We start from the raw sequence: 24,530 nt of genomic DNA, 5'->3' as shown, positions 1-24,530 counted from the left end.
GCCTGGGTACCGCCTCCGGCGGGGCGCCCGGAGCGGGTCCCGATGCCGTCACGTCCCGGCCCGCAGGGCAGGCGGACCTGGCTCCGGGGAAGGGGAGCCAGGGCCGTCACCCTGCGGGTCGGGGCCTCACGGCACCCGGTCCGTCCGAGCTGTTCTCGCGCCACCGGGGTCAGAAGACCCCCGGCAGCACCTCCTGCTGGGCCTGCGCGTAGTCGTCCTCGTGGGCGTCCTGGTAGGTCTGCCATGCCGCCGAGTCCCAGATCTCGAGGCGGGTGACCGCCCCGATGACCGTGCAGTCCCGGTCGAGGCCGGCGTAGCGCCGCAGCTCCGCCGTGATCGGGATGCGACCCTGCGAGTCGGGCCGCTGCTCGTCCGTGCCGGCGAACAGGTAGCGCTGGTAGGCGCGGACCCGCTCGTCGGTGAAGGGAGCGTCGGCGACCTTGCGGGCCATCTGCTCGAACTCGTCGCGGGGGAACACGTACAGGCAGTGGTCCTGCCCCTTCGTGATCATCAGCCCCCCAGCGAGCTCGTCGCGGAACTTGGCGGGCAGGGTCAGCCTGCCCTTGTCGTCCAACCTGGGGGTGTGGGTGCCGAGGAACACGGCTCCACCTCCCCGGTGGGGCCCCCGTTCGCCCCACTGCGCACCACAATACCCCACCGCGCTCCACCTTCAACCTCGCCGGGGCGGTGTCCGCTCCCCGATCGGTGGAGTTCGCCCAGGTCAGCCCAGGTGGGGAGGGGTGGGGGACGTGGGGGAAACCGATCTCGACGATCCCCGACCCGGGTGTCCCGAGGGGGTTCCGACACGCCTGCGGGGCCCGTCCGGCCTGCTCGGGGGCGGGGTGGGGCGCCCGGTGGGGAGCGGTGGGGCGCCCGGTGGGGGCTCGTGGGGTGCCGGGTGGGGCGAGGTGGAGGACCGGGTGGGGCGAGGTGGGGGGAGTTCGCCCTGTCGCGGGGCTCCGGCCCTGCCACGGGGGCGCTCGTCGTGCTCATTCCCGCGAGAAGGCGGGCCCGGGGCGCCGTCGCCGCGTCGGGAGCGGCCCGGTGGGGCGCGGTGGGGCGGCCCGGTGGGGCGAGGTGGGGGCGGCCCGGCGGGGCCGAGCGGCACAGGGGGCATCCCGACGGCGCCCGCGGCCGGCCCCACGTCCTGATGATCATCGGGGTGACCGGGCCCGGATACACGAACGCGCCGCCGACCCGGGGGGTCGACGGCGCGGTGCTGAGCGGGGAGGGCTACTCCTGCTCGAAACGCTTGCGGAAGCGCTCCTCCATCTTCGTGGTGAAGCGGCTCTTCTCCTTCTCGCTGGCGGCCGGGGACTTCCCCTCGGCCTCACCGGCGGCGGCCTCACCCTTCTTGCCTCCCGTGGCCGTGATCGCGAGAACGGCCCCGGCGAACATCATCAGGAAGCCGATCACGCTCACCACCGGGAAGCCCCCGGGGAACCACTGGAAGACGAGGCCCATCACGAGCGCGGCGACCCCGACGACGAAGAGCACGACGCCCTGGACGCGACGGCGTCGCGACGGGCGGCGAAGTCGACCACCGCGGACGGTGGAGGCGAACTTCGGATCCTCGGCATAGAGAGCGCGCTCGATCTGATCGAGCAGACGCTGCTCGTGCTCGGAGAGCGGCATGTTTCTCCTCCGGCACCGGAACGAGAGCGAGTGACCGACCCGGGCGAAGGGGGCGATCGGCACATCATCGGGATGGCTGCCCCTCATCGTACGAGCCCTCCGCCAGTCCGACTACCCGGACCGCTCTGTTCCCGGGACGATCATTCTTTCGGCCGGTGAGATGGGTCCCACCACGACACGCCGCGATCAACACGGAGCACAGCGTGGCGATCGACTCCGACGGTCAGGGCGTGCGCCGGGCGAGGACGTGGATCCGCGAGGCGAGATCGCGCAGCGGGGGCGTGACGGCCGCGAGTTCCTCGAGCGCGGTGAGGTCGGCGAGCGCGACACCGCCGTCCGCGGCGTGGTCGGGCACGAGGTCGGCGAGCACCCGGTGGCCCTGCACCCGCTCCACCACGAGGGAGCCCTCGGCCTCGACGAGCGCCCGCACCTCCTCGGTCTCCATCCGCCGCAGCAGCTGGTCGCCCGGTCCCGCCCGGCCGTCGGGGTCGGCGAGCAGCCGGCGGGCCTCGGACACCCGGCCCGCCACCACGCGGGCGAGCACCGCGGCGTGGCGGCCCGCCACGAGGACCGAGACCAGTCCGCCGGGCGCCGTGGCGGCGGCGAGGGCGTGGACGGCGCCGGCCGGGTCGTCGACGTACTCGAGCAGGCCGTGCCCGAGGACGAGGTCGGCGCCGAGCCCGCCGGTGACGTCGGCCAGCGCGTCGACGTCGGCCTGCACGGCCCGGACGCGGTCGGCCACCCCGGCGTCGCGGGCCCGGCTGCGCAGGACCGCCAGCGCGTTGGCGCTCGAGTCGACGACCGTGACCTCGCACCCGTGCACGGCGAGCGGGACCGCCCAGGTGCCGCTGCCGCCCCCGACGTCGAGCACCCGCGGGACGGCCTGCCGCCCGGCGACGGCGGCGAGCTCCTCGCGGAGGGCGGCCGCGACGACGTCGGTGTCGGGGAGCGCGGTCGGGCGAGCGGTCACGGCCACACCGTAGTGCTCACCCGTCGGTGATCCGCCCGACAGCCGGTACGTTGCCTCACGTGTACGTCACCGGTGTGCTGAGCCTCAAGGGCGGGGTCGGCAAGACCACCGTGACCCTCGGCCTGGCCGGCGCCGCCGCCCGCAAGGGACTGCGGACCCTCGTCATCGACCTCGACCCCCAGGGCAACGCCACCACGGCCCTGGAACCGGCCGAGAGCGAGACCACCATCGCCGACGCCCTGGAGCACCCCTCCCCCGCCGTGCTCGCGACCTCGATCGCCCCGAGCTCGTGGGACGACACGGTCGACGTGCTCGTCGGCTCGGAGGACATCGAGCGCCACAACCACCCCGACCCCGGCTCGCAGCGCCTCGGACGGCTCTCGCGCCTGCTCGCCGCCCTCCCCCGGGCCGTCGGCGACGAGGGCGAGCCCCTGGCGCGCCCCCGCGGGGCCGGCGCCGGGTCACGGCTGCCGCACTACGAGCTGGTCCTCATCGACTGCCCGCCCTCGCTCGGCCAGCTGACCCGCTCCGCCCTGGTCGCGGTCGACCGCGCGGTCCTGGTCACCGAGCCGACGATCTTCGCGGTGTCGGGCGTGCAGCGCGCCTTCGAGGCGGTGCAGGCCGAGCGGTCGCACAACCCCCGCCTGCAGCCGCTCGGCGTCCTGATCAACAAGTACCGCACCCGCTCGGCCGAGCACGAGTTCCGCGTGAACGAGCTGCGGGAGCTGTTCGGCCCGCTGGTGCTGCCCGGGGTCATCCCCGACCGCAGCGCCGTCCAGCAGGCCCAGGGCGCCGGCGTGCCCATCCAGCGCTGGGACACCCCCGGCGCCCGGGAGATCTCCCAGCACTTCGAGAACCTGCTGGGCCGGATCGTGCGGGCCGGGCACAGCGCGCGCGACCGCCGCGACGGCCCACGCCGCACCGGCTGACCGCTCAGATCGGGCGGGAACCGCCCACGGTGCGGGTGACCAGCCCCAGGAACAGGTCGGCCTGACGCACCATGTCGTCGGCGTCGCGCTGCCCGACGAGGCGGGTGGCCCCGGCCTCCACCGCCGACCGGGTGGACGAGTGCGACGCGAAGAACGCCGCCCACTCCCCGTACTCGGGGGCGACGGAGGCGAGCAGCGTCCACGCGTCGGTGGGCCGGGCGCTGCGCTTGGACCGGGCGCGCACCGCCAGCACCGCGGCCGCCGCCCGCAGCGCCCCGAGGTGCGCCAGCCGGAAGCGCTCGGCCGGCGTCGCGGCGCCCTGGGCCTCGCGGAGCCCGTCGCGGGCGGCGCTGATGAGCGTGACCACCGAGCGGTTCGGCGGTGGCGCCGGCGGTCGCGGTGCCGCCGTGGACCGCGCCTCGCGGGCGTCGGCCCGGCGGCCGGCGACCGCGGCCCGACGGGGCCGGCTGCCCGCCGACCCGGCGGGCGGGGGCGGGGCCAGGAGCGCCCCGGTGTCGAACAGGTCGGCCGGAGCGGCGAGGTCGTCGAGGTCGTCAAGGCGGCGGCCGGTGGTGGAGATGCTCATGGTGTCCTCCCGGACGGTGGGGTGGGTCAGGCCGGCCGGCGGAGGTCCCAGACCCCCGGACCGGAGCGCATGCGCAGCACGAACTCGTCGGCCGGCAGGTGCGGCTCGTCGGAGCGCCGCGCGAGCACCCGCCAGCACCGGCACCGGTCTCCCCCGACCGGCATGATCGACCGGAACGGCCAGCGGGACTCCTCGATCCACCGCTCCTGGACCTCGGTGACCAGGTAGTGGCTGTCCCGCCGGTTCGGTCGACGGTGGAACTCGACGGGGTCCCCGTCGACGCACCGGACCTGGACCGGCGACGGGCTGCGAACCATGCGTCCTCCACGGGCGGCGCACTCATCCCGCCCCGCCGGATGCGGGGACGGTCCTGGCCTGCCACCGTGGGGAAGCCGGCGGCGGCCGGGCCGGCGAGACGCTTCCCCACGTCTCGCCGACCCGACGTGTCGAACATGTGTTCGACCAGCACGAGTGAACCCTGCCCGCTGCCGCCCGTCAAGTCGTCCGGACGGGCACCTCGTCGACCGTCCGCCGGACGGGGCGTGATCGCCGTCGCCCGGCGTGATGAGATGGGCCGATGGAGTCCGAGGCGCCGGCGCCGTCCGGGATCCGCGGGTGACCGCGGCCCCCGAGGACACCCGCCTGGTGGACCTCGAACCGTCCGAGCTCGGCCGTCGTCTGGACGAGGCGCTGGACCTCTACGTGCGCGCGATGGGCTACCCGGCCGGCACCGCGCGGCAGCGCGCCCCGATGTGGCTGGAGCACTCGCGGCGCGCCGGCTGGCGGGCGGTCGCCGCCATCGACGCCCACGACGACCTGCGGGGCATCGCCTACGGCTACCCGGGCGCGCCCGGCCAGTGGTGGTACGAGGAGGTCCGGCGGGGGGTCCGCCGCGGCGCCCGCCCCGCGCGGTCGTCGGGCGGACTCTTCGGCGGCGGCCTCGGTCGCCTGCTGGGCGAGGGCGGCGGGAGCACCCCGGGCGGGCAGCCCGCCCCCGACCTCGACGACTGGCCGCTCGACGAGGACCCCGAGGCCTACCTGGGCGACTACTTCGAGCTCACCGAGCTGCACGTGCGCACGGACGCCCAGGGCCACGGCCTCGGGGAGGCGCTGCTCCGGCGGCTGCTGGCCCGGCCCGACGCCGGCCACGTCCTGCTCTCGACCCCCGAGGCCCCGGACCCCACCCGGGCGTGGACGCTCTACCGCCGCTGCGGGTTCCGCGACGTGCTGCGCCACCACCGCTTCTCCAGCGACCCCCGGCCCTTCGCCGTCCTCGGCCGCCGGCTCCCCCTGGACCCCGACACCCGGCACTGACACCCGGCGCCGTCGGACCCGCCTGGCACGATGACCGCCGTGCCGTCCCGCCGTCGTCCCCTGGTCCTGCTGGCCCTCCTGCTGGCGCTCGTCGGGCTGCTCGGCGCCGGGTGCGTCCGCGTCCGCGCCGGGCTGGCGGTGTCCCCGCAGGACACGGTGTCCGGCACCGTCGACATCGGGACGCCCGACGGCACCCCCGGGGGCAACGGCCCGCCGCTGCAGGTGCCGTCCGACCTCGAGGGCGACGTGACCGTCACCCGCTACGAGCAGGACGGCTACGTCGGCTCGCACCTGGCGTTCGAGGACCTCAGCTTCGACGAGGTCTCCCGCCTGCTCCCGCAGATCAGCCCGACGACGTCGTCGGCCGTGCGCCTGCAGCTGCGCCGGGCGGGCGACCGGGTGATCCTCTCCGGCCAGGTCGACCTCACGCGGGTCGCACCGGAGAGCGCCGACGTCCAGCTGAAGATGGCCTTCCCCGGCACGGTCCGCCAGACCGACGGCACTGTGTCCCAAGGCGTCGTGAGCTGGACCTTCACGGCCGGGGAGGTCGGCGAGGTCAACGCGGTGGCCGAGTACCCCGACCCCAACGCCCCCTCGTGGATCAGCTGGGCCCTGCTGCTGACCGTGGTGGTGCTCGTCGCCGCCGGGGTGGTGTTCGCCCTCGCCGCCGCGACGCGCCCGAGGGTCGACCGCCGGGCGCGCCGCTGACGCGGCCGGGACCCTCAGCCCGCGGCCACGCCCAGGCGCCGCACCACGTCCACCACGGCGGGGTGGCGGTTCATGCTGATGTAGTGGATGTTGCCGACGCCCTCGTCGAACATCTTCTGGCTGAGCTCGACGCAGAGGTCGATGCCGGCCTCGCGGAACGCGGCGGCGTCGTCGACGAGCGGCTCGAGGCGCTCCTGCATGACCTTCGGCAGGGCCGCGCCGGAGAAGTCGGCGCCGCGCTCCATCGCCCGCGGGTTCGTGATCGGCATGAGCCCCGGCATGATCGGGATCTCGCAGCCGGCGGCCGCGATCCGGTCGCGCATCCGCAGGAACTGGTCGGCGTCGTAGAACATCTGCGTGATCGCGAACTCGGCGCCCGCCTTCACCTTCTGCAGGAAGAAGCGCGTGTCGGACTCCTCGTCCTCCGAGCGCGGGTGCATGTAGGGGAAGGCCGCGACCCCGACGCAGAAGTTGCCCAGGCGCCGGACCATGTGGACCAGTTCCTCGGTGTACTGCAGGCCGGCCGCGTGGGGGACCCACTCGGCGTCCTTGTCGTTCGGCGGGTCGCCCCGGATCGCGAGGACGTTCTGGATGCCCGCCTCGGCGTACGAGCCGATGACGTGGCGCAGGTCCTCCATCGAGGCGTCGACCGCGGTGAGGTGGGCCATCGCGGTGAGCGTCGTCTCCGTCGCGATGCGGCCCGTGGTGCGCACGGTGCGGTCGCGGCTCGATCCGCCCGCCCCGTAGGTCACCGACACGAAGGCCGGGTCGAGCGGCTCGAGCGACCGCACCGTGTTCCACAGCGTGCGCTCGCCCTCGTCGTTCTTGGGCGGGAAGAACTCCACGGAAAAGGTCGGCGTCCCCCGTTGGATCCGGTCCATGACAGTGGCCATCCGGTGACCATACGTGGCGAGGTGTCCGATGCGGAGCCATCGTGTGACGCCCGACGCGCCGTTCCCACCCGGCCGGTCGGCCGATCTTTCCCTACTCTGGCGCCCGCTGACCGGCGATGGGAGTACGGATGACGAGCGGCCGGACCCTGGCGACGGCGTACGACGGCACCGACACGGCCCGGAGGGTCGAGGAGATCGAGGCCGAGCTCCCGGCCGCGGTCACGGCCGAGCTCGACCGGTTCCTCGCCGCCCGGCGCGAGGTGTGCGCCGATCTCGCGCCCGAGTTCGTCGACGCGGTCGACGACCTCTCCGCGATGGCCCTCGGCGGCGGCAAGCGCCTGCGTCCCACCTTCGCCTGGTGGGGCTGGCGCGCGGCCGACGGCCCCACGGCCGGGCGGACGTCGCCCGACGTGGTGCTGCGGGTGGTCTCGGCCCTGGAGCTGGTCCAGGCCTGCGCCCTCGTGCACGACGACCTCATCGACGACTCCGACCTGCGCCGCGGCATCCCCACGGTCCACGCGCGCTGGACGGCCCGCCACCGCGAGCGCGGGTGGATCGGCGAGCCCGACCGCCTGGGCGCCGCGATCGCGATCCTCGTGGGCGACCTGGCCCTCGCCTGGTCCGACGACATGCTGCGCGGCGCGGGCCTCGACGCCACGACCCTCGGGCGGGCGGCCCCGGTGTGGGACGCGATGCGCACCGAGATGCTCGCCGGCCAGTTCCTCGACGTCGTCGGGCACGCCACCGACCTCGCCACGCCCGAGGGTGTGCTGCGCATCAGCCGGTACAAGACGGCCGCCTACACGATCGAGCGCCCGTTGCACCTCGGGGCCGCGATCGCCGGCGCCGACGACGCCCTCGTCGGCGCGCTGCGCCGCTTCGGCACCGACCTCGGCATCGCCTTCCAGCTGCGCGACGACCTCCTCGGCGTCTTCGGCGACCCGGCCGTCACGGGCAAGCCCGCCGGGGACGACCTGCGCGAGGGCAAGCGCACGCTGCTCGTCGCCCTCGCCCGGCGCCACCCCGACCCGGCCGCGGCCGCCCCGGTCGAACAGGCGCTCGGCAAGCAGGACCTGACGCCGGCCGAGGTCGACGCCGCCCGGTCCGCCCTCGTCGACCTCGGTGTGGTCGCCCAGGTCGAGGAGCGCATCGACACACTCACCGCCTCCGCGCTCGACGCCCTCGACTCCGGCGACGCCGTGGAGCTGCACCCCGACGCCCGGGAGCGCCTGACCACCCTCGCGGTGGCCGCCACCCGGCGCACCTTCTGATCCAGAGGAGTACTTCCGTGACCCACGTGGTCGTCGTCGGCGCGGGCCTCGCCGGGCTCACCTCCGCGCTGCACCTGCGCGGCGCGGGCTGCGAGGTCACCGTCGTCGAACGCGAGACCCACCCCGGCGGCCGGGCGGGCCGCCTGGATCTCGAGGGCGGGTACCGGCTCGACACCGGCCCCTCGGTCCTGACGATGCCCGACCTGCTCGAGGAGCCCCTCACCGCGGTCGGCGAGAAGCTGGGCGACCGCCTGGACCTGGTGCGGCTCGACCCGGCGTACAACGCGCGCTTCGCGGACGGGTCGGAGATCGACGTGCTCACCGACGCCGACGCGATGGAGCAGGAGGTCCGCGAGAAGGTCTCCGCCCGCGACGCCGACGGCTACCGGCGCCTGCGCGACTGGCTCGGCGAGCTCTACCGGGTGCAGATGGGCACGTTCATCGACGCCAACTTCGACTCCCCGCTCGACGCGCTCTCCCCCGAGCTCGTGCGCCTCGGGATGCTCGGCGGCTTCGGCCGGCTGGGGCCGCGGATCGCGAAGTTCCTCCAGGACGAGCGCCTGCGCCGCATCTTCTCCTTCCAGGCCCTCTACGCCGGGGTGCCGCCGGCGAAGGCGCTGGCCGCCTACGGCGTCATCGCCTACATGGACACGATCGCGGGCGTCTACTTCCCGCGCGGCAAGGACGGCGTCCCCGGCGGGGTGCGGGCGCTGCCCCAGGCCTACGCCGACGCCGCCGAGGCCGCGGGCGTGACCTTCCGCTACGGCACCGACGTCACCGGGTTGACGCGGGGCGGCGACCGGGTCACCGCGGTCGAGACCGCCGGCGGGACCCTGCCGTGCGACTCGGTCGTCCTCACCCTCGACCTGCCCGCGGTGTACGAGCTGCTGGGCCGCACGCCGCGGCGCGCGGTGCCGCTGCGCTGGTCGCCCTCGGCCTACGTCGTGCACCTCGGGCTCGACCGCCGGGCCGACGACCTCGGCCACCACACGATCTCCTTCGGCGACGCCTGGGCGTCGACGTTCGACGAGATCATCACGCGGGGCGAGCTCATGCGCGACCCGTCGCTGCTGATCACCCGGCCCACCGCCACCGACCCGACTCTCGCCCCCACGGGCGGGGACTACGTGTCGGTGCTCGCGCCGTGCCCCAACCTCGAGCGGGGCCCCGACCTCGACTGGGACCGCATGGGCCCCCGGTACCGCGACGAGCTGCTCGGCGTCCTCGCCGGTCGTGGCATCGACGTCGGTACCGGGATCGTCGCCGAGCACGCCATCTCGCCCGCCGACTGGCAGCGGATGGGCATGGCCGCCGGGACGCCGTTCTCGGCCGCGCACACGTTCGCCCAGACCGGCCCGTTCCGCTCCGGCAACCGGGTCAGGGGCGCGAGGAACGCCTTCCTCGCGGGCTGCGGGACGACCCCCGGCGTCGGTGTCCCGACCGTGGTGGTGTCGGGCAAGCTCGCCGCCGAGCGGATCGTCGGCCGGAGGACCTCGTCGTGACACCGGCGGAGACGGGACGTCCCGGAGCCCGGCCGTGACGGCGGTCGTCGTGCCCCCGCGGGCCGCCGCCGGGGAGCTCGACGCCGCGGGCATCACCTCCCCCGCCCTGCGCGACGCCTACGCCCGCTGCCGGGCGCTCAACGCCGAGCACGGGCGTACCTACTTCCTCGCGACGCGGCTGCTCACGCCCGCGCAGCGCCCGGCGATCCACGCGCTCTACGGGTTCGCGCGGATGGCCGACGACGTGGTCGACGCCCCCGGGGCGGCGGGTCTCGACGAGGTCGTCGCGCGCCTGGAGGAGGTCCGGGCGCGGATGCGGGTCGCGCTCTCGGGCGAGCACGTCCTCGACGACGAGCCCGTGGTCGCCGCCCTGGCCCACACCGTCGAGCGCTACGGCATCGACCACCGGTACCTCGAGGACTTCATGGACTCGATGGCGATGGACCTCACGGTCACCGAGTACGCGACGTTCGACGACCTCGCCGGCTACGTGCACGGGTCGGCCGCGGTGATCGGGCTGCAGGTCCTGCCGGTGCTCGGCACGGTGGTCCCGCGCGCGGAGGCGGAGCCGTCGGCGGCCGCGCTGGGTGTCGCGTTCCAGATCACGAACTTCCTGCGCGACGTCGCCGAGGACCTCGACCGCGGGCGCATCTACCTGCCGATGGACGAGCTCGCCGCGTTCGACGTCGACCGCGAGCTGCTGCTCTGGTGCCGGGCCCACGCCCGCACCGACCCGCGCGTGCGCCGCGCCCTCGCCCACCTGGTGGCCCGGACCCGCGCGACCTACCGGCGGGCCGACGACGGCATCCTGCTGCTCGACCCGGTCTCGCGCCCCTGCGTGCGGACGGCCTCGGTGCTCTACGGCGGCATCCTCGACGAGATCGTGGCGGCGGACTACGACGTGTTCTCGCACCGGGTCGTCGTCGGGAAGGCCCGGCGGGCGGCGGTGGCGGGCCCCGGCCTGCTGCGGGCGGTCGCGGCGCGGAACCGTCCGCGCCGCAGGACCTGACCTGCGCCCGTGCCGCCCGACGAGCTCGTGCTCGCGTTCGACGCGGACTGTCACCGCTGCCGCGCGGTGGCCGCGGAGGTCAGGCGGCGGGAGCCCGCGCTCGACGTCCTCCCGCTGGCCGACTACCGCGTGGCCTGGTGGCGGCGCGAGGCCTACGGCGACGACCCGCCGCACGCGCCGACGCTGCTCGCGGTGACGGTCGGCGACGACGGCGTCGACCGGGTGCGGGCGTGGCACGGCCCCGCGGTGGTGGCCGGGCTCGTCCGGCTCCTGGGCCCGCGGCGGGCCGCGGCGCTCGCGCCCGCGCTCCGGACGATCGTCAGAAGGCCATGGCCTGCGCGCGGCGCTTGACCTCACCGCCGCGATCGGCGCGGAGGGCGTCGATGGGCGCGCCGGGCAGCGTCGGGTCCTCCTGGAAGAGCCAGCGCAGGATCGCCTCGTCGGTGTAGCCGCCGTCGCGGAGCACCGTGATCAGGCCCGGGAGCCCCTTCACCACGCCGGTGTCGACGAGGAAGGCGGCCGGGACCCACCACTTGTCGCCCTCGCGGACGCCGAGGAGCTGGCCCTGCTTGATCATCTGGCTGACGCGGGTGCGGGGCAGGTCGAGGCGCTCGCCGGCCTCGGCGAGCGACAGGGCCTCGATCTCGTGCCCGACGAGAGCGGTGAGTGCGGCGGTCATCGGGGCTCATCGTGCCAGACCACGGGCCACATCTCCTCCGGACGGGAGCGCGTCGTCGCCCGGAACCCCTCGACGGCGCGCCTAGCATCCCGGGCATGGCGCGCGACACCGGGACCCGCACGGTCCTCGACGGGCGCTATCGCGTGGGCGAGGTGATCGCGCGCGGCGGGATGTCGACGGTGCACCGCGGGACCGACCTGCGCCTCGACCGGCCGGTCGCGGTGAAGATCATGGACCCCTCCCTGGCCCGCGACCCGGTGTTCGTCCGGCGCTTCGAGCGCGAGGCCCGCGCCGCCGCCCGGCTCTCGCACCCGGGCATCGTCGCCGTCCACGACCAGGGGCACGACGAGACCGGCACGATCTTCCTGGTGCTCGAGCTCGTCGAGGGCGGCACCCTGCGCGACGTCCTGCGCGAGCAGGTGCGCCTCGCCCCGGCGACCGCCCTGACCGTCGTCGAGCAGATCCTCGCCGCGCTGAGCGTCGCCCACCGGCTCGGGATGGTGCACCGCGACGTGAAGCCGGAGAACGTGCTCGTCGCCGCCGACGGCCGGGTGAAGGTGGCCGACTTCGGGCTCGTCGCCGCCGCCTGGGACGGCGCGGGCGACGGGTCGCTCGACACCGGCGGCTCCACCTCGGACGACCTCATCCTCGGGACCGCGGCCTACCTCGCCCCCGAACAGGTCCAGCACGGCCGCACCGACGAGCGCAGCGACGTCTACGCCGCCGGGGTGGTGCTCTACGAGCTGCTCACCGGGGTCCCCCCGCACGGCGGCGACACCGCGCTCGCCGTCGCCTACCGGCACGTGAACGTCGACGTGCCCGCGCCCTCGACCCGGGCCCCCGGCATCCCGCGCGCGCTCGACCGCCTCGTCCGCGCCGCCACGCGCCGCGACCCGGCGGAGCGCCTGGGGAGTGCCGGCGCCTTCCTCGAGCAGGCCCGGCGGGCCCGCGCCGCGGAGTCCCTCGCGTTCTCCCCGGTGGCGCCGCCGCGGCGCCCGCGCGTCGGGGCCGCCGCGCCGCCGCCGCACACCGGGACCCGGGTGTTCAGCGGGCCCACCCCGCGCCCGGCGCCCGACGACGAGGTCGACGAGGCCCCGGAACCGGAGGAGCCCGAGGAGGACGTCGCCCCCCGGTCGAACCACAACCACGACGTCATCGACCGCGTGGAGCGCCACGCCCGCCGGCGCGCCCGCATCCGGTCGCGGCGGGTGTTCAGCGCCTGGGTGCTGCTCGTGAGCGCGGTCAGCGTCGCGGCGGGCTTCGTCGGATGGGGTCTGGGACTGCCCGGCTAGGGCGTTCCCGGCCGGGGCACCACCGTCACCGCAGCCAGCGGATCGACCTCGCCCCGCCACGTCCGCGTCCAGGCCTCCCGGGCGCCCTCCAGCCCCGGCACGCGCTCCGCCACGAGGTGCGCCCCCGCCCACGCCACCAGCGGGTCGCGGGCGCGGCGCTCGAGGGCGATCAGCTGCTCCTCGCCGCGCTCCGCGGCCACCTCGACGCGACGCAGCCCCACGTTGAACTGCTCGACCGCGGGGCCCGGCACCGCGACCGGGGCCTCGTCGTCCGGCTGCGTGACGCCTACCCGCAGGCTGCGCACGAGGGTCGATCCGAGGGCCCGGGCCACCGCCGCGGTGACCTCCGGGCGGCCCGCCACGTCGACGTAGACCGTGCCCGGCGCGGGCCGCACGTCGCCCGCGTGGTCGTAGTCGAGGACCTCGTCGTAGACCTCCGCGCGCTCGGCCCGCCCGACCCGGGTCGCCGCGGTCAGCCCGACCACCGGGACCCCGGCCCGCCGCAGCAGCACCGCGGCGGTGATCGCGGTCCGGCTCGTGGCGCTCGAGACCACCACCCGGGCCGCCCCGCGCAGCTCCTCCCCGAGGTGGGCCGCCGCCGGGACCCCGGGCAGGACCGCGAGGCCGGTGTCGTCGACGTCCCCGGACACGGGGAGCAGGTCGCGGTAGAGCGGGTGCATGCCCGCCCACTCGGGCGCGGTGGCCCGCAGCCCGTGGGACACCGCCTCCGCCCGGACGAGCACGTGGGTCGCCATGGGCACGTAGCCGAGGAAGAGCTCGCCGGGCGCGGCCAGGGCGGGGTCGCCGTCGACCACGCGGGCCAGCCCCCACGCGGGGACCCGACCCCACCCCTCCTCCCCCGCCGGGAAGGGCGCCCAGTAGCCCAGGGCGTCGCCGCGGCGGGCGTAGGTGACGTTGTTCGAGGTCAGCGTGAACCGCTCGACCTCGAACAGCAGCTCACCGGGCCCCGGGGCGGGCAGCGGGTCGGGCACCACCCTCGTGGTGCGCAGGGGGTCGGTACGCAGGAACTCGAGGGCCCGGGAAGAGGTCACCCCACCAACATACTTGTCATACGACCAGCATGTGGGACTAGTTGCGCAGCATCTCCGCGATGAGGAAGGCGAGCTCGAGCGACTGCTGGGTGTTCAGCCGCGGGTCGCACGCCGTCTCGTAGCGCCCGGCGAGGTCGGTGTCGGAGATCTCCTGGGCGCCGCCGAGGCACTCGGTGACGTTCTCGCCCGTGAGCTCCACGTGGATGCCGCCCGGGTGGGTGCCCAGGCGGTGGTGGACCTCGAAGAAGCCCTGGACCTCGTCGACGACCTGGTCGAAGTGCCGCGTCTTGAACCCGGTGGTGGCCTCGTAGGTGTTGCCGTGCATCGGGTCGCACTGCCAGATCACCTGGTGGCCCGAGGCGGTGACCTTCTCGATGATCCCCGGCAGCACGTCGCGGACCTTCCCCGCGCCCATGCGGCTGATCAGGGTGAGCCGGCCGGGCTCGTGGTTCGGGTCGAGCCGCTCGACGTACTCCACGGCCTGCTCCGGGGTGGTCCCCGGCCCGATCTTGATGCCGATCGGGTTGGCCAGCAGCTCCGCGAACGCGATGTGCGCGCCGTCGAGAGCCCGGGTGCGCTCGCCGATCCAGAGGAAGTGCGCGCCGAGGGAGAAGAGCCGCGGGTCGTCGCGGCGGGTGGAGTCGAGGCGCAGCAGGGCGCGCTCGTAGTCGAGCACCAGCGCCTCGTGGGAGGCGTAGATCTCGGTGGAGTGCAGCGAGTGGTCGGTGACCCCGCAGGCGGACATGAACCGCAGCGCCCGGTCGATCTCACCGGCGACGGCCTCGTAACGCTCCCCCGCCGCGGAGTTCGCGACGAACTCGCGGTTCCAGTCGTGCACCTCGTGCAGGTCGGCCATCCCGCCGCTGGTCAGCGCCCGGGTGAGGTTCATCGCCGCGCTCGCGTTGGCGTAGGCGCGGATCATGCGGCCCGGGTCGGGCACGCGGAGCTCGGCGTTGCCGGCCAGCGAGTTGACCATGTCGCCGCGGTAGGACGGCAGGCCGAACGCGTCGGTGTCCGACGAGCGGGGCTTCGCGTACTGCCCGGCGATCCGCCCGATCTTGACCACCGGGGTGGACGCGCCGTAGGTGAGCACCACGGCCATCTGCAGCAGCGTGCGGATGTTGCCGCGCAGGTGCGGCTCGGTGTTGTCGGCGAAGGTCTCGGCGCAGTCGCCGCCCTGCAGCAGGAACGCCTCCCCTCGCGCCACGGCGGCGAGCTGGCCGCGGAGGCGGTCGATCTCGGCGGGCACCGTGATCGGCGGCACGTGCTCGAGCACGGTGCGGGCGTCGGTCACCGCCGCCTGGTCGGGCCAGGACGGTTGCTGCGCCGCCGGCCTCGAGAGCGCCTCGTCGAGGCGCTCCCGCATCTCGGCGGGCAGGGGGGGCAGGCCCGGCAGAGCATCCACGGGCAGGTCGACGGACCACACGTCCGCAGAGCCTACTGTCACGCGACGCGGTGCTGGATCGGTTCCCCTCGCACGAAGCGGGCGACGTTCGCGACGAAGCCCCGCGCCATCCCCGCGTACGACTCCTCGGTGATCCCGCCGACGTGGGGGGTCACGAGCACGTTCTCGGAGAACAGCTCGTCGTCGGGGTCGATCGGCTCGGTCCAGGTCACGTCGAGCCCGGCCCCCGCGAGGTGCCCCGAGCGCAGCGCCCCGAGCAGCGCGTCGTGGTCGACGACCGGGCCGCGGGCGACGTTCACCACGTGCCCGCCCGGGTTCAGCGCCGCCAGCGCGCCCTTCCCGACGATGCCCCGGGTCGCCTCGGTCAGCGGGCAGGCGACGACGAGGTCGTCGCACCCCGCCAGGGCGGCCGGGAGGTCCCCCTGGCGGTAGGTGTGGACCACGGCGGCGGCCTCCGGGTACGCCGCGGCCTCCCGCCGCCCGATGCCCACCACGTGCACGCCGAACGCCCGCAGCCGCGCCGCGACCTCCACCCCGATGTCGCCGACCCCCAGCACCGCGACGGTGCGGCCCCGGAGCATCGTGCCCATCGGGTGGCCGACGACGCGCTCGGCGACCCCGGCCCGGGCCTCGTCGTACCGGCGGACCAGGGCGAGCAGGAGCAGCAGGGCGAGCTCGGCGACGGCGGTGGCGTTGCCCGAGGCGCCGCCCGGCACGTTCGCCACCGGCACCCCGCGGCCGCGGGCCGCGTCGAGGTCGACCCCCGAAACCCCCACCCCGAACTGCTGCACGAAGCGGGCGCCGCAGGCGTCGATCAGCGGGCCGTCGATCGTGCTGCCCAGCGGCGCGAGGACGTCGGCGGGCACCGGGGCAGCGTGGACGACGTCGACGAGGGTCACGTCGTCGAGGCCCTCGACGCCCTCGGCGAGCGCCTCGTCCAGGCACCGCCGCACCTCCGGGAACCCACCGCCGACGAGTCCGATGCGCATGCCGACCATGATCCCGGCCGCGTGGCGTCAGGCCTGCGCCGGGGCGCGGCGGCGGGAGGCGCGGATCCACAGCGCGGTGACGGCCCCCAGCCCGAGGCTGACCACCAGCATCATCGCGTGCGAGATCCCCACGGCGACGCTGACCGGCAGGGCGTACACCAGCGGGACCCGCAGGGCCGCCTCGGCCAGCAGGCCGAGGCCCCACAGCACCGTGATGCCGCGGATCGTGCGCCGCGCCCGCGGGTTCTCCCGGTAGAGGCGCCCGATCTCCGGGCGGGCGCTCTCGATCGCGGTGAGTGCCATCGGCACGCGGCCCAGCAGGCTGACCAGGAAGCCCAGCCCGACGACCGCCGTGCCGGCCGAGTCCTTGAGCAGCATGAACCGCGGATCGCCGCTGACGAACGACAGGACCAGGCCGACGGCGTAGACCCCGAGCACGAGGGCGGCGAAGCCGCTCAGCCGGCGGCTGCGGACCGCCACGAGGGCGACCCGCGCCCCGGCGGCCACGGTGGCGGCGAGCAGGGCGGTCTGGTCGGAGAGGCCGAGGGCGTGCAGGCCGTAGTAGGTGCCCATGGGGAGGGCGACGTCCGCGGCGACGCCGCGCAGGGTCGAGATCGCCGAGGACCGGGCGACCGGGGTGGTGGTGGGGACGGCCGTCGTCGTGGTGCTCATGGTGGTCGAGCCTGCTGCCGGGCGGCCCGGAGCACCTCAGCCCTCGGGTGGAGGCGGGGATGAGACCTCAGCCGGTCCGCTGCACCCGGTCCATGCCGAGCTCGCGCCACCGGGCGTCGATGACCTCCCACTTGGCCAGGTTGTGCCGGGCGTCGGCCAGGGCGTCGTGGGCGTCCTGCGGGGCCGGCGGCAGCGTCGGGCGCCCGACGTCGTCCCAGCGCTGGCGCATGTCGCGGGTGAAGCGGGGCATGGCGCGCGGCAGGTCGGGCATCGCGCCCCAGAGCTGGGCGATCACCACGTGGTCGTAGGGCGCGTTCCACGCCCACAGCTCGACCTCGCCCCCGCCCGCGGTGACGAAGGCGTAGAAGTCCTCGCGGATCTGCAGGCGGCTGCACCACGCGGGGTCGGCCGAGGGGGGCAGCTTGTCGAGCACGTTCTTCCGCACCCAAGGGCCCGCGCGCATCGGGTCGAAGGACCGGGAGATCGCGTAGAACTCGCGGCCGGCCTCGTCGACGGCGCCGAGGGAGACGAGCTCGATCGTCGTCCCGTCCTCGATGAACTCGCAGTCGTAGAAGATTCGTGCCACGACCGGATTGTCGCCTACGCCGCGGCGTCGTCGCCCGTGGCCTCCTTGGCCTTGGACGCGTAGACGTCGACGTACTCCTGGCCGGAGAGCTCCATCAGGGCGTACATGACCTCGTCGGTGAGGGCCCGCTCCACCTGCCGGTCGTCGGCGATCCCGAAGTAGCGGGAGAAGTCGAGCGGCTCGCCGATGACGATCGTGATCTTGGCCGGCCGCCAGAAGCGCGACCCGACGGGGTTGGCGCGGTCGGTGCCGATCATGGCCACCGGGACCACCGGGACCTTCGCCTCCAGCGCCATCCGGGCGACGCCGGTGCGGCCCTTGTAGAGGCGCCCGTCGGGCGAGCGGGTGCCCTCGGGGTAGATGCCGAACAGCCGGCCCTCGCGCAGGACGCCGATGCCGGTGTCGAGCGCCGCCCGTGCCGCCCGCCCGTTGCCGCGCTCGATGGGCACCTGGCCCATCCCGGTGAAGAACCAGCGCTGCAGGGTGCCCTTGGGACCGGGCGTCGTGAAGTACTCCGCCTTGGCCGGGAACGCCATCCGCCGCGGCACCATCAGCGGGAGGACGAACGAGTCGATGACCGCGAGGTGGTTGGAGGCGACGAGGGCCCCACCGGTGCGCGGGAGGTTCTCGGCGCCGCGCACCTCGGGGCGGAACGCGAGCCGCAGGAGCGGGCCCAGCAGCACCCACTTCATCAACCAGTAGAGCACTGCTCTCCTCCCCGTCCCCCTCGGATGCAGCAGCGTAGGCACGCCCCGGCTGCGACTCCAACGACCACACCACCTGTTCGGGCACCTGGGCGTATCGCGGGGGTGTGGGACGTGCCACGATGTGCTCGGGTGCGCGGACGCGGCACACCCGCCCAGACCGCTGTCGTGGAGGCGCGCGTGCCCGTGATGCCCGGGGCGGAACCGTTCACCGCCGATCCCGACGGGGCACGGGTCGGCATCGTCCTGTCGCACGGCTTCACCGGCAGCCCGCAGAGCATGCGGCCCTGGGGCGAGCACCTCGCCGGGCAGGGCTTCGCGGTGCGCGGGCCGCGGCTGCCCGGGCACGGCACCGCGTGGCGCGACATGCAGGCCACCCGCTGGCCCGACTGGTACGGCGAGATCGCCCGCGCCACCGACGAGCTGATCGAGCGGTACGACGCCGTGTTCGTCTTCGGGCTGTCGATGGGCGGGACGCTGACGCTGCGGATCGCCGAGGAGTACGGCGACGCGATCGCCGGCATCTGCCTGGTCAACCCGTCGGTGACCACCCTGCGCCGCGACGCCGCCTTCGCCCGCTACCTGGCCCGGCTCTGGCCCTGGGCGCCCGGCGTCGCGAACGACGTCGCCAAGCCCGGCGTCACCGAGCTGGGGTACGACCGGGTGCCGCTCAAGGCGTTCGTGTCGCTCACCGAGCTGTGGTCGGTGGTCCGCGAGGACCTCGGCCGCGTGCGGTGCCCCGTGCTGCTCTACCGCTCGACCACCGACCACGTCGTCGAACCCGTGAACGCCCGCCTCGTCCTCGACGGGGTCGCCTCCACCGACGTCACCGAAGTGGTGCTCCCCGACAGCTACCACGTCGCCACCCTCGACCACGACGCCCCGACGATCTTCTCCGGCAGCACGGAGTTCGCCCGCCGGATCGCCGCCTCCGCCCCCTCGTCCGGCACCACCGCAGGGAACCGCGCATGAGCTCTCCCGATCCCGAGGACACCACCAGCCCCGACCGTGACGGGTCCTCGGCCGGCGCCCGGCGCTTCGAGCTGCCCGACGACGTCGACGCCGCCTTCGCGGCGATCGTCGCCGACTGGGCGGGCGCCGACGCGCCGCGCTGGCCCGAGGACCCCTCGGCGCTCTCCTCCGGGGTGGGCCTCGCGACCCCGCCGCAGGGTCAGCCCTCGGCGCACCCGGAGCGCCCGGCCGGCGAGCTCTTCGCGCCCCTGCCGGAGGTGCCCGAGGCCCCGGCCGCTCCCCCCGGCTCGGCCGCGCACCGCCCGCACCCCCCGGCCCGCGAGGACGACCACTTCGTCCCGCCGGAGCCGCCGCCGCTGCCGCGGATCGGGTTCTCCAGCCTCTTCGGCCTGCTGCTGCTCGTGGTCGGCGTCGTCCTGCTCGCCCTGCCGGCGCTCGGCGGCGGCGTGGCGGGGCTCGGGATCGTCCCGGGCCTGCTGGCGATGGCCGCCGGGCTGGGGTGGCTCGTCGTCGGGATGCGCCGCTCGTCGGACACCGGGACCGGTCCCGACGACGGCGGCGTCGTCTAGCTCCGCCCGACGGCCCGTTCGCGGGCGTCGAGGGCGGCGCCGATCATGCCGGCGTCCCCGCCGAGCACGGCGGGCCGGACGTCGGCGAGGCGGCGGTGCTCCCCGCCGGTGACCTCCGCGGCGTAGGTGGCGCGGGCGTCGTCGAGGAACGTCGCGGCCGAGGCCGACACCTCGCCGCCGATCACGACGACGTCGGGGTCGAACACGTCGGCGACCAGGGCCAGCCCGCGCCCGAGCCAGACGGCGAAGTCGGCCATCACGCGGCGGGCCAGCGCGTCCCCGGCCGCGGCCGCGTGGGCCACCTCGCGCCCGGTCAGCGGGAGCCCGCGCTCCCAGCTCGCCCGCAGCACCGAGAAGTCCTCGCTCGCCGCGACGAGCTCGTCGGCGCCGGCCCCGAGGGCGGTACCGCTGCAGTAGCGCTCCAGGCAGCCCCGCTTGCCGCACGGGCACGGGCGCCCGCCGGGCACGACGACGAGGTGGCCGAGCTCCGGGGCGACCCCGTACGCGCCGCGGAAGACCTCGCCGTCGACGACGAGGGCCGCGCCGATCCCGGTGCCGAGCGCCACGAGGACCGCGACCCGGGCGCCCGCGGCCGCGCCGACGCGGTGCTCGGCGAGGCCGGCGGCGTTCGCGTCGTGCTCGAGGGTCACCGGGAGGCCGAGGCGCTTCGCGGCCCGGTCGACCACCGGCTCGTCGCGCCAGGGCAGGTGCGCCCCGAAGGACACCGAGCGCCGCTGCGGGTCGACGAACCCGGCGACCGCGAGCCCGACGGCCGCGACCTCCCGGTCCCGCTCCCGGGCCTCGCCCTCGAGGTGCGTCACGAGGTGGTCGAGCGTGTCGTCGAGCTCGGCCGCCGTGCGCGGGGTGACGGCGACCCGGGTGGCGAGCAGGGTGCCGTCGGCGTCGACCAGGGCCGCCTTGGCGGTGGTGCCGCCGACGTCCACCCCGATCGTCAGCACGGGCGGGACCGGCGGCGCACGGGGATCCGCTGCACGCCGGAGCGTGCCGTGGGCCTCGACGGGGCGGGGCCGGTGGGGGCCGGTGGCGTGGGGGCCGCGGCGACGGGCGCCTCGTCCGCGGTGGCCCCGAGCGGGTGCCGGGGGCTCGGACGGGGGCCGCGCCGTCCGGTGGGGCGCCCGGGCCGCGGCTCCTCCGGGGAGGACCCCTCCGGGGAGCGCTCCTGCAGGAGAGGCTCCCCGGGGACGGCGACGGGCATGCCGGTGGCGGGCGTCGGGTCGAACATCGCGTGCGGGGCCTCCCAGGGCACCGCGGTCTCCTCGGCGGCGGGACCCGACGGGGCCCAGCTCGGGGCGCCCCACTCGGCGGGCCACCCGGGCGGCGCGGCGGTCCCGGCGGCGGTCGCGGCCTCGTCGGGACCGGGCGTGGGCGGCGCGTGGTGGGAGTGCCCCGTGCCGGCGTGGGACTGGACGAGCAGCCGCAGCAGCACCAGCAGCCCCGACGCCTGCTCGGCGAGCGAGGCCGTGAGCTGCGGCTGCTCCCCGCGCAGCGCGGCGGCGAGGGCGCACACCGGGCACCACCCGCACGGGCCGGGGCTCTGCGGGGGCCGCTCGGACCCGCCCGCCTCGCGGGGGGCGTCGACGCGCGTGCCCACCCAGTCCAGCAGCGCGGTCACCGTCTGCCGGGCCTCGCGGGTCAGCCGCTCGCGGGCCACCCGGTCCTGCTCGTCCTGCTCCTGCCCCCCGGTCACCGTCACCGCATCCAGACCGCGGGGTCGGGCCGGAAGGAGACCGACAGGACGTCGTCGTCGAGATCCGCGGCCACGACCTCGCAGCGGCGCAGCACCGGCGGCAGCGCGACGGTGCGCCGCCGGCCCGCGACGGTCACCAGGAGGTCGTCGGCGAGGCGCGCCAGGTCGACCTCGCCGTCGCCGATGCCGGGCACCTGCAGGTCGAGCACGTACTCGCTCTCGAGCGCCGTGCCCTCCCCCGCCGTGCGCCGCAGCTCGAGCAGGGGCCGGGCGCAGACGCCGTCGAGGGGGTCGTCGTCGCCGTAGAGGTCGGTCCCGAGCTCGCCGAGCTCCTCGATGCCCACCGGCTCCCCCGCGCGGTGCGCCACGGCGCGGACCGGCACCCCGGAGCCCTCCATGAGCCCGGCCAGCTCCGCGAGCACGTCCTCCTGCTCGCGGCGGCGGACCCGCATCCAGGTGGCCGCCGTGCCGCGGCCGGTCCCCGGGTCGGGCACCAGGCGGTTCGCGACGAGGCCGTCGACGTGCAGCTCGTGCAGCGCGAGGGCGGTGAGGGTCCGGCGGGTCTCCGCGGCGACCACCCGTTCCGGGGTGAGCACCAGGCGGATCGTCGTGGTGCTCCGGTCGGCGAGCAGCGTCCGCAGGCCCGAGAGCTGCTCGGCGAGGCGGGACAGCGACGCGGCGGCCGCGTCCCACCGGGCGACCGTGGCCCCGCTCCCGGCCAGGCCCGCGAGCACGCCGCGGACCGCCCGGCGGTGGGCCGGGAACAGGCGCTCGAGGTAGCCCCCGAGGGCCTCCGGGAGGCTGAGCAGGCGCAGGGTCTCCGCGGTGGGGCCGCAGTCGACGACCACGACCTCCCACGGCCCGTCCTCGGTGGCGCGCCGCACCTGCTCGAGGGCGAGGAGCTCCTCGACCCCGGGCAGCACGGTGAGCTCGTCGGCGACGATCTCCTCCACGCCCGCCCCGGCCAGCAGGGTCCGCAGCTGCGCGCGCAGCGGCTCCCACGCCTCGTCGACGAGGACGCGCGTGTCGACGTGCGCCGCGAAGAGGCCGGGCAGGGTGTACGCGTCGACCTCGACGGGCTCGCCGGTGAGGCGGGTGTCGAAGGCGTCGCCGAGGGAGTGTGCGGGGTCGGTCGAGAGCACGAGGACCTTGCGGCCCGATCGTGCGAGAGCCACCGCGGTCGCCGCCGCGGTCGTCGTCTTCCCGACCCCGCCCTTGCCGGTGAAGAGCAGGACCCGCACTAGCTCTCCACGCGTCGTTTGAGACCGGTCAGCGCCGTGTCCATGATCCTCTTCTCGGCCCGGCGCTTGATGAGCCCGGGCATCGGTACCGCCAGGTCCACGGACAGGGTGTAGGTGACGGTGGTCTCCTGGTCGGAACCCTCGAGCCGGTAGCGCCCGCGCTGACCGCGCTGCATCTGTCCGGACACGAGGTCCCAGGTCACACCGTCGGCCACCCAGTCGTAGGCCAGGACGTAGGTGTCCTTGAGCGGACCGGCGTCGAGAGTGAACCGGACCTGTTCTGGTCGGCCCTCGTCATCGTTCGTGAGGACCTTGGCCGACGTGATCGAGTCCGCCCACTCCGGATAGGACGGGAAATCGGCGATCACGTCGAGCACGGACGCCGGAGCGGCCGCGATGGTGATGGACTGCGTGGACTCGTCCGCCATGGCGCGGAAGGTTACCGTCGACGACCACCGGGGCTCGCCCCGCCGTCGTCCTCGCCACGCCTGACGGACCCCCGGGTACCCGAAGTTGTCGCCCGCATCACCATCGGGCCACCGTCGGGACGCCCCGGCGCCGGAAATGTCCGACGTTCAGGCACTCGGTGGTGCCGAGGCGCACACGCGACGTGAGCGGGGCGTGCACGTGCCCGTAGAGGGCGAGACGGGGCCGGTGCTCGCGTACCTGCTCGACCAGGGCGGGCGAGGTCAGCTCGTGGGTGCGGGCGACGACGTCGTAGGCGAGCTCGGCGACCGCCGGCGGCGCGTGGCTGCACAGCACGTCGACCTCCCCCAGCGCCCCGACCGCCGCCGTGTACTCCTCGGCCCCCCGCATGTAGGAGCGGAACACCCCCGGGCGGGGCTCGACGCCGGGCGGCAGCGGCACGCCCCCGACGAAGCCGACCCGGCTGTCGCCGATCTCGACGACGGTGTCGTCCACCGCGGTCACGTGCGGGTACCGGGCGAGGAACTCCGGCCACAGGTCGGGGACGTCGACGTTGCCCGGCATGAGCCACACCGGGACCGCCATCGCCCCCAGGACGGCGAACATGCGCTCGTAGCGGCGCAGGACGGCCGCCTCGACCTGCCCCCGCGGGTCGTCGACGTCCTCCCAGAGGTTCCGCGTGAAGGCCCGCAGGGCGCCCGGCCCGCCCTCGGAGCGCAGGCGGGCGAACTCCGTGGTGGCCGTCGGGCCGAGGATCTCGGCGAGGATGCCGTGGGCCGGCTCGTCGTAGTCGACGAAGTCGAGCAGGTCGCCCAGCACGACGAGGGCCTCGGCGCCGTCCGCGGCGCGGACGAGGTCGTCGGCGTTGCCGTGGACGTCGGAGACGACGTGCACCCTCATCCGGCGACGACCGGTTCCCCCGGCACGGTCGGCTCGCCGGGCCGGCGGCGCCATCCGGGCCCGTCCGCCGCGGAGTCGGGCGCCTCGAGGGTGGCCTTCAGCCCGAACGCGATCGCCTTCGCGGCCCGCTGGCGGCGCAGCGCCTCCCGGGCCGGGCCCTGCCGCCCGCGCAGCAGCTGCCGGGCCGACTCTCCCGCGGGGCCCTCGGTGGGGTCGAGGCGCAGGAACCAGTGCAGCACCGTGCCGCCGGCCACCGCCTCGCACCACACCTCGGCGCTCCCGGTCCAGCGACCCCCGACCGACCAGCGGGTCCCGGCCGCGCCGCGGTCGGCGAACACGTGCAGCTCGAGGTCGGGCCAGAGCGCCGGCCAGCGCGCGGGGTCGGCGAACGCCGCGGCCACCGCGGCCGGGTCGGCGAGGACGAACGTCTCGTCGATCACGTCGAGGGCGGCCACGACGCCAGGGTGCCCGACGATCTCCGGCGTCGCAGGGCCGTGGTGGGCGATTCGGGCGTTTCG

General features: G+C 75.6%; 29 protein-coding genes. 10 read left to right on the top strand and 19 right to left on the bottom strand.

Features of this window, described 5'->3' with window-relative positions; genetic code table 11:
* Positions 1 to 169 precede the first annotated feature (169 nt).
* The 3 genes from mraZ to ACFPBZ_RS09045 all read right to left on the bottom strand — a co-directional run bounded on the left by mraZ (position 170) and on the right by ACFPBZ_RS09045 (position 2,605).
* Entirely contained in the window at positions 170 to 601 is a 432-nt protein-coding gene (mraZ, locus tag ACFPBZ_RS09055) for a division/cell wall cluster transcriptional repressor MraZ (RefSeq protein WP_378035702.1), read from the bottom strand.
* Between the two features lie 632 nt (positions 602 to 1,233).
* Positions 1,234 to 1,635, bottom strand: a complete 402-nt coding sequence (locus tag ACFPBZ_RS09050) for a DUF3040 domain-containing protein (RefSeq protein ID WP_378035701.1) — start codon at positions 1,633 to 1,635, stop codon at positions 1,234 to 1,236.
* A gap of 223 nt (positions 1,636 to 1,858) precedes the next feature.
* On the bottom strand, positions 1,859 to 2,605 hold the full coding sequence (locus tag ACFPBZ_RS09045; protein ID WP_378035700.1) for a class I SAM-dependent methyltransferase: 747 nt from the start codon (positions 2,603 to 2,605) through the stop codon (positions 1,859 to 1,861).
* A gap of 59 nt (positions 2,606 to 2,664) precedes the next feature.
* On the opposite strand from ACFPBZ_RS09045, the gene ACFPBZ_RS09040 reads away from it, so the two are divergent.
* On the top strand, positions 2,665 to 3,534 hold the full coding sequence (locus tag ACFPBZ_RS09040; protein ID WP_378035699.1) for a ParA family protein: 870 nt from the start codon (positions 2,665 to 2,667) through the stop codon (positions 3,532 to 3,534).
* A 4-nt stretch (positions 3,535 to 3,538) separates the two neighbouring features.
* On the opposite strand, the gene ACFPBZ_RS09035 is transcribed toward ACFPBZ_RS09040, so the two are convergent.
* Both ACFPBZ_RS09035 and ACFPBZ_RS09030 read right to left on the bottom strand, forming a co-directional pair.
* A complete protein-coding gene (locus ACFPBZ_RS09035) occupies positions 3,539 to 4,120 on the bottom strand; it encodes an SAV_6107 family HEPN domain-containing protein (protein ID WP_378035698.1) in 582 nt (193 codons plus the stop codon).
* 26 nt (positions 4,121 to 4,146) lie between these two features.
* On the bottom strand, positions 4,147 to 4,437 hold the full coding sequence (locus tag ACFPBZ_RS09030) for a hypothetical protein (RefSeq protein ID WP_378035697.1): 291 nt from the start codon (positions 4,435 to 4,437) through the stop codon (positions 4,147 to 4,149).
* 298 nt (positions 4,438 to 4,735) lie between these two features.
* Here ACFPBZ_RS09030 and ACFPBZ_RS09025 point away from each other — a divergent pair, with 298 nt between their 5' ends.
* Both ACFPBZ_RS09025 and ACFPBZ_RS09020 read left to right on the top strand, forming a co-directional pair.
* Positions 4,736 to 5,434: a GNAT family N-acetyltransferase gene (locus ACFPBZ_RS09025; protein WP_378035696.1), complete on the top strand. Its 699-nt coding sequence runs from the start codon at positions 4,736 to 4,738 to the stop codon at positions 5,432 to 5,434.
* Positions 5,435 to 5,464: 30 nt separating this feature from the next.
* Positions 5,465 to 6,142, top strand: a complete 678-nt coding sequence (locus tag ACFPBZ_RS09020) for an LppM family (lipo)protein (protein WP_378035695.1) — start codon at positions 5,465 to 5,467, stop codon at positions 6,140 to 6,142.
* A gap of 14 nt (positions 6,143 to 6,156) precedes the next feature.
* On the opposite strand, the gene metF is transcribed toward ACFPBZ_RS09020, so the two are convergent.
* Positions 6,157 to 7,035 (bottom strand): methylenetetrahydrofolate reductase [NAD(P)H], encoded by an 879-nt coding sequence (gene metF, locus ACFPBZ_RS09015; protein ID WP_378035694.1) that lies wholly within the window; start codon positions 7,033 to 7,035, stop codon positions 6,157 to 6,159.
* 128 nt (positions 7,036 to 7,163) lie between these two features.
* On the opposite strand from metF, the gene ACFPBZ_RS09010 reads away from it, so the two are divergent.
* Genes ACFPBZ_RS09010 through ACFPBZ_RS08995 form a run of 4 tightly spaced genes read left to right on the top strand, consistent with a single transcriptional unit; the run spans position 7,164 to position 11,168 of the window.
* Entirely contained in the window at positions 7,164 to 8,306 is a 1,143-nt protein-coding gene (locus ACFPBZ_RS09010) for a polyprenyl synthetase family protein (protein ID WP_378035693.1), read from the top strand.
* 17 nt (positions 8,307 to 8,323) lie between these two features.
* Positions 8,324 to 9,808, top strand: a complete 1,485-nt coding sequence (crtI, locus tag ACFPBZ_RS09005; protein WP_378035692.1) for a phytoene desaturase family protein — start codon at positions 8,324 to 8,326, stop codon at positions 9,806 to 9,808.
* A gap of 34 nt (positions 9,809 to 9,842) precedes the next feature.
* Complete coding sequence (locus ACFPBZ_RS09000; RefSeq protein WP_378035691.1) at positions 9,843 to 10,817, top strand: phytoene/squalene synthase family protein; 975 nt, start codon at positions 9,843 to 9,845, stop codon at positions 10,815 to 10,817.
* Between the two features lie 9 nt (positions 10,818 to 10,826).
* On the top strand, positions 10,827 to 11,168 hold the full coding sequence (locus tag ACFPBZ_RS08995) for a hypothetical protein (protein WP_378035690.1): 342 nt from the start codon (positions 10,827 to 10,829) through the stop codon (positions 11,166 to 11,168).
* On the opposite strand, the gene ACFPBZ_RS08990 is transcribed toward ACFPBZ_RS08995, so the two are convergent.
* Positions 11,137 to 11,496 (bottom strand): Rv2175c family DNA-binding protein, encoded by a 360-nt coding sequence (locus ACFPBZ_RS08990; protein WP_378035689.1) that lies wholly within the window; start codon positions 11,494 to 11,496, stop codon positions 11,137 to 11,139. The genes ACFPBZ_RS08995 and ACFPBZ_RS08990 overlap by 32 nt on opposite strands.
* A 95-nt stretch (positions 11,497 to 11,591) precedes the next feature.
* Between ACFPBZ_RS08990 and ACFPBZ_RS08985 the strand changes: the two genes are divergently transcribed.
* On the top strand, positions 11,592 to 12,788 hold the full coding sequence (locus tag ACFPBZ_RS08985; RefSeq protein ID WP_378035688.1) for a protein kinase domain-containing protein: 1,197 nt from the start codon (positions 11,592 to 11,594) through the stop codon (positions 12,786 to 12,788).
* On the opposite strand, the gene ACFPBZ_RS08980 is transcribed toward ACFPBZ_RS08985, so the two are convergent.
* From ACFPBZ_RS08980 to ACFPBZ_RS08955, 6 genes are all read right to left on the bottom strand, one after another.
* On the bottom strand, positions 12,785 to 13,840 hold the full coding sequence (locus tag ACFPBZ_RS08980) for a DUF2855 family protein (protein ID WP_378035687.1): 1,056 nt from the start codon (positions 13,838 to 13,840) through the stop codon (positions 12,785 to 12,787). The genes ACFPBZ_RS08985 and ACFPBZ_RS08980 overlap by 4 nt on opposite strands.
* Positions 13,841 to 13,877: 37 nt before the next feature.
* Complete coding sequence (locus tag ACFPBZ_RS08975) at positions 13,878 to 15,206, bottom strand: class II 3-deoxy-7-phosphoheptulonate synthase (RefSeq protein WP_378035780.1); 1,329 nt, start codon at positions 15,204 to 15,206, stop codon at positions 13,878 to 13,880.
* A gap of 77 nt (positions 15,207 to 15,283) precedes the next feature.
* On the bottom strand, positions 15,284 to 16,234 hold the full coding sequence (locus tag ACFPBZ_RS08970) for an NAD(P)-dependent oxidoreductase (protein ID WP_378035686.1): 951 nt from the start codon (positions 16,232 to 16,234) through the stop codon (positions 15,284 to 15,286).
* Between the two features lie 27 nt (positions 16,235 to 16,261).
* Positions 16,262 to 16,906 (bottom strand): VC0807 family protein, encoded by a 645-nt coding sequence (locus ACFPBZ_RS08965; protein ID WP_378035685.1) that lies wholly within the window; start codon positions 16,904 to 16,906, stop codon positions 16,262 to 16,264.
* 67 nt (positions 16,907 to 16,973) lie between these two features.
* Positions 16,974 to 17,492 (bottom strand): polyadenylate-specific 3'-exoribonuclease AS, encoded by a 519-nt coding sequence (locus ACFPBZ_RS08960; RefSeq protein ID WP_378035684.1) that lies wholly within the window; start codon positions 17,490 to 17,492, stop codon positions 16,974 to 16,976.
* A gap of 14 nt (positions 17,493 to 17,506) precedes the next feature.
* The gene (locus ACFPBZ_RS08955; RefSeq protein WP_378035683.1) at positions 17,507 to 18,199 is read right to left on the bottom strand and encodes a lysophospholipid acyltransferase family protein; all 693 of its coding nucleotides are present in this window, start codon (positions 18,197 to 18,199) and stop codon (positions 17,507 to 17,509) included.
* 177 nt (positions 18,200 to 18,376) lie between these two features.
* Between ACFPBZ_RS08955 and ACFPBZ_RS08950 the strand changes: the two genes are divergently transcribed.
* Positions 18,377 to 19,168 (top strand): alpha/beta hydrolase, encoded by a 792-nt coding sequence (locus ACFPBZ_RS08950; protein ID WP_378035682.1) that lies wholly within the window; start codon positions 18,377 to 18,379, stop codon positions 19,166 to 19,168.
* The gene (locus ACFPBZ_RS08945; RefSeq protein ID WP_378035681.1) at positions 19,165 to 19,737 is read left to right on the top strand and encodes a hypothetical protein; all 573 of its coding nucleotides are present in this window, start codon (positions 19,165 to 19,167) and stop codon (positions 19,735 to 19,737) included. Before ACFPBZ_RS08950 ends, ACFPBZ_RS08945 begins: the two co-directional genes overlap by 4 nt.
* On the opposite strand, the gene ACFPBZ_RS08940 is transcribed toward ACFPBZ_RS08945, so the two are convergent.
* The 6 genes from ACFPBZ_RS08940 to ACFPBZ_RS08915 form a co-directional block, all read right to left on the bottom strand.
* On the bottom strand, positions 19,734 to 20,696 hold the full coding sequence (locus ACFPBZ_RS08940) for an ROK family protein (protein ID WP_378035680.1): 963 nt from the start codon (positions 20,694 to 20,696) through the stop codon (positions 19,734 to 19,736). The genes ACFPBZ_RS08945 and ACFPBZ_RS08940 overlap by 4 nt on opposite strands.
* Complete coding sequence (locus ACFPBZ_RS08935; RefSeq protein WP_378035679.1) at positions 20,690 to 21,451, bottom strand: hypothetical protein; 762 nt, start codon at positions 21,449 to 21,451, stop codon at positions 20,690 to 20,692. Before ACFPBZ_RS08935 ends, ACFPBZ_RS08940 begins: the two co-directional genes overlap by 7 nt.
* The gene (locus tag ACFPBZ_RS08930) at positions 21,448 to 22,686 is read right to left on the bottom strand and encodes an ArsA family ATPase (protein WP_378035678.1); all 1,239 of its coding nucleotides are present in this window, start codon (positions 22,684 to 22,686) and stop codon (positions 21,448 to 21,450) included. The genes ACFPBZ_RS08935 and ACFPBZ_RS08930 overlap by 4 nt, the downstream gene beginning before the upstream one ends.
* Positions 22,686 to 23,114, bottom strand: coding sequence for an SRPBCC family protein (locus ACFPBZ_RS08925; protein ID WP_378035677.1), 429 nt, complete (start codon positions 23,112 to 23,114; stop codon positions 22,686 to 22,688). Before ACFPBZ_RS08925 ends, ACFPBZ_RS08930 begins: the two co-directional genes overlap by 1 nt.
* A gap of 97 nt (positions 23,115 to 23,211) precedes the next feature.
* Entirely contained in the window at positions 23,212 to 24,012 is an 801-nt protein-coding gene (locus ACFPBZ_RS08920) for a metallophosphoesterase family protein (protein WP_378035676.1), read from the bottom strand.
* On the bottom strand, positions 24,009 to 24,467 hold the full coding sequence (locus ACFPBZ_RS08915) for a polyketide cyclase / dehydrase and lipid transport (RefSeq protein WP_378035675.1): 459 nt from the start codon (positions 24,465 to 24,467) through the stop codon (positions 24,009 to 24,011). The genes ACFPBZ_RS08920 and ACFPBZ_RS08915 overlap by 4 nt, the downstream gene beginning before the upstream one ends.
* Positions 24,468 to 24,530 lie beyond the last annotated feature (63 nt).

The sequence above is a fragment of the Actinomycetospora atypica genome (assembly GCF_042653685.1).
GTDB lineage: Bacteria > Actinomycetota > Actinomycetes > Mycobacteriales > Pseudonocardiaceae > Actinomycetospora > Actinomycetospora atypica.
This window is presented reverse-complemented; position numbering and strand designations above follow the sequence as displayed.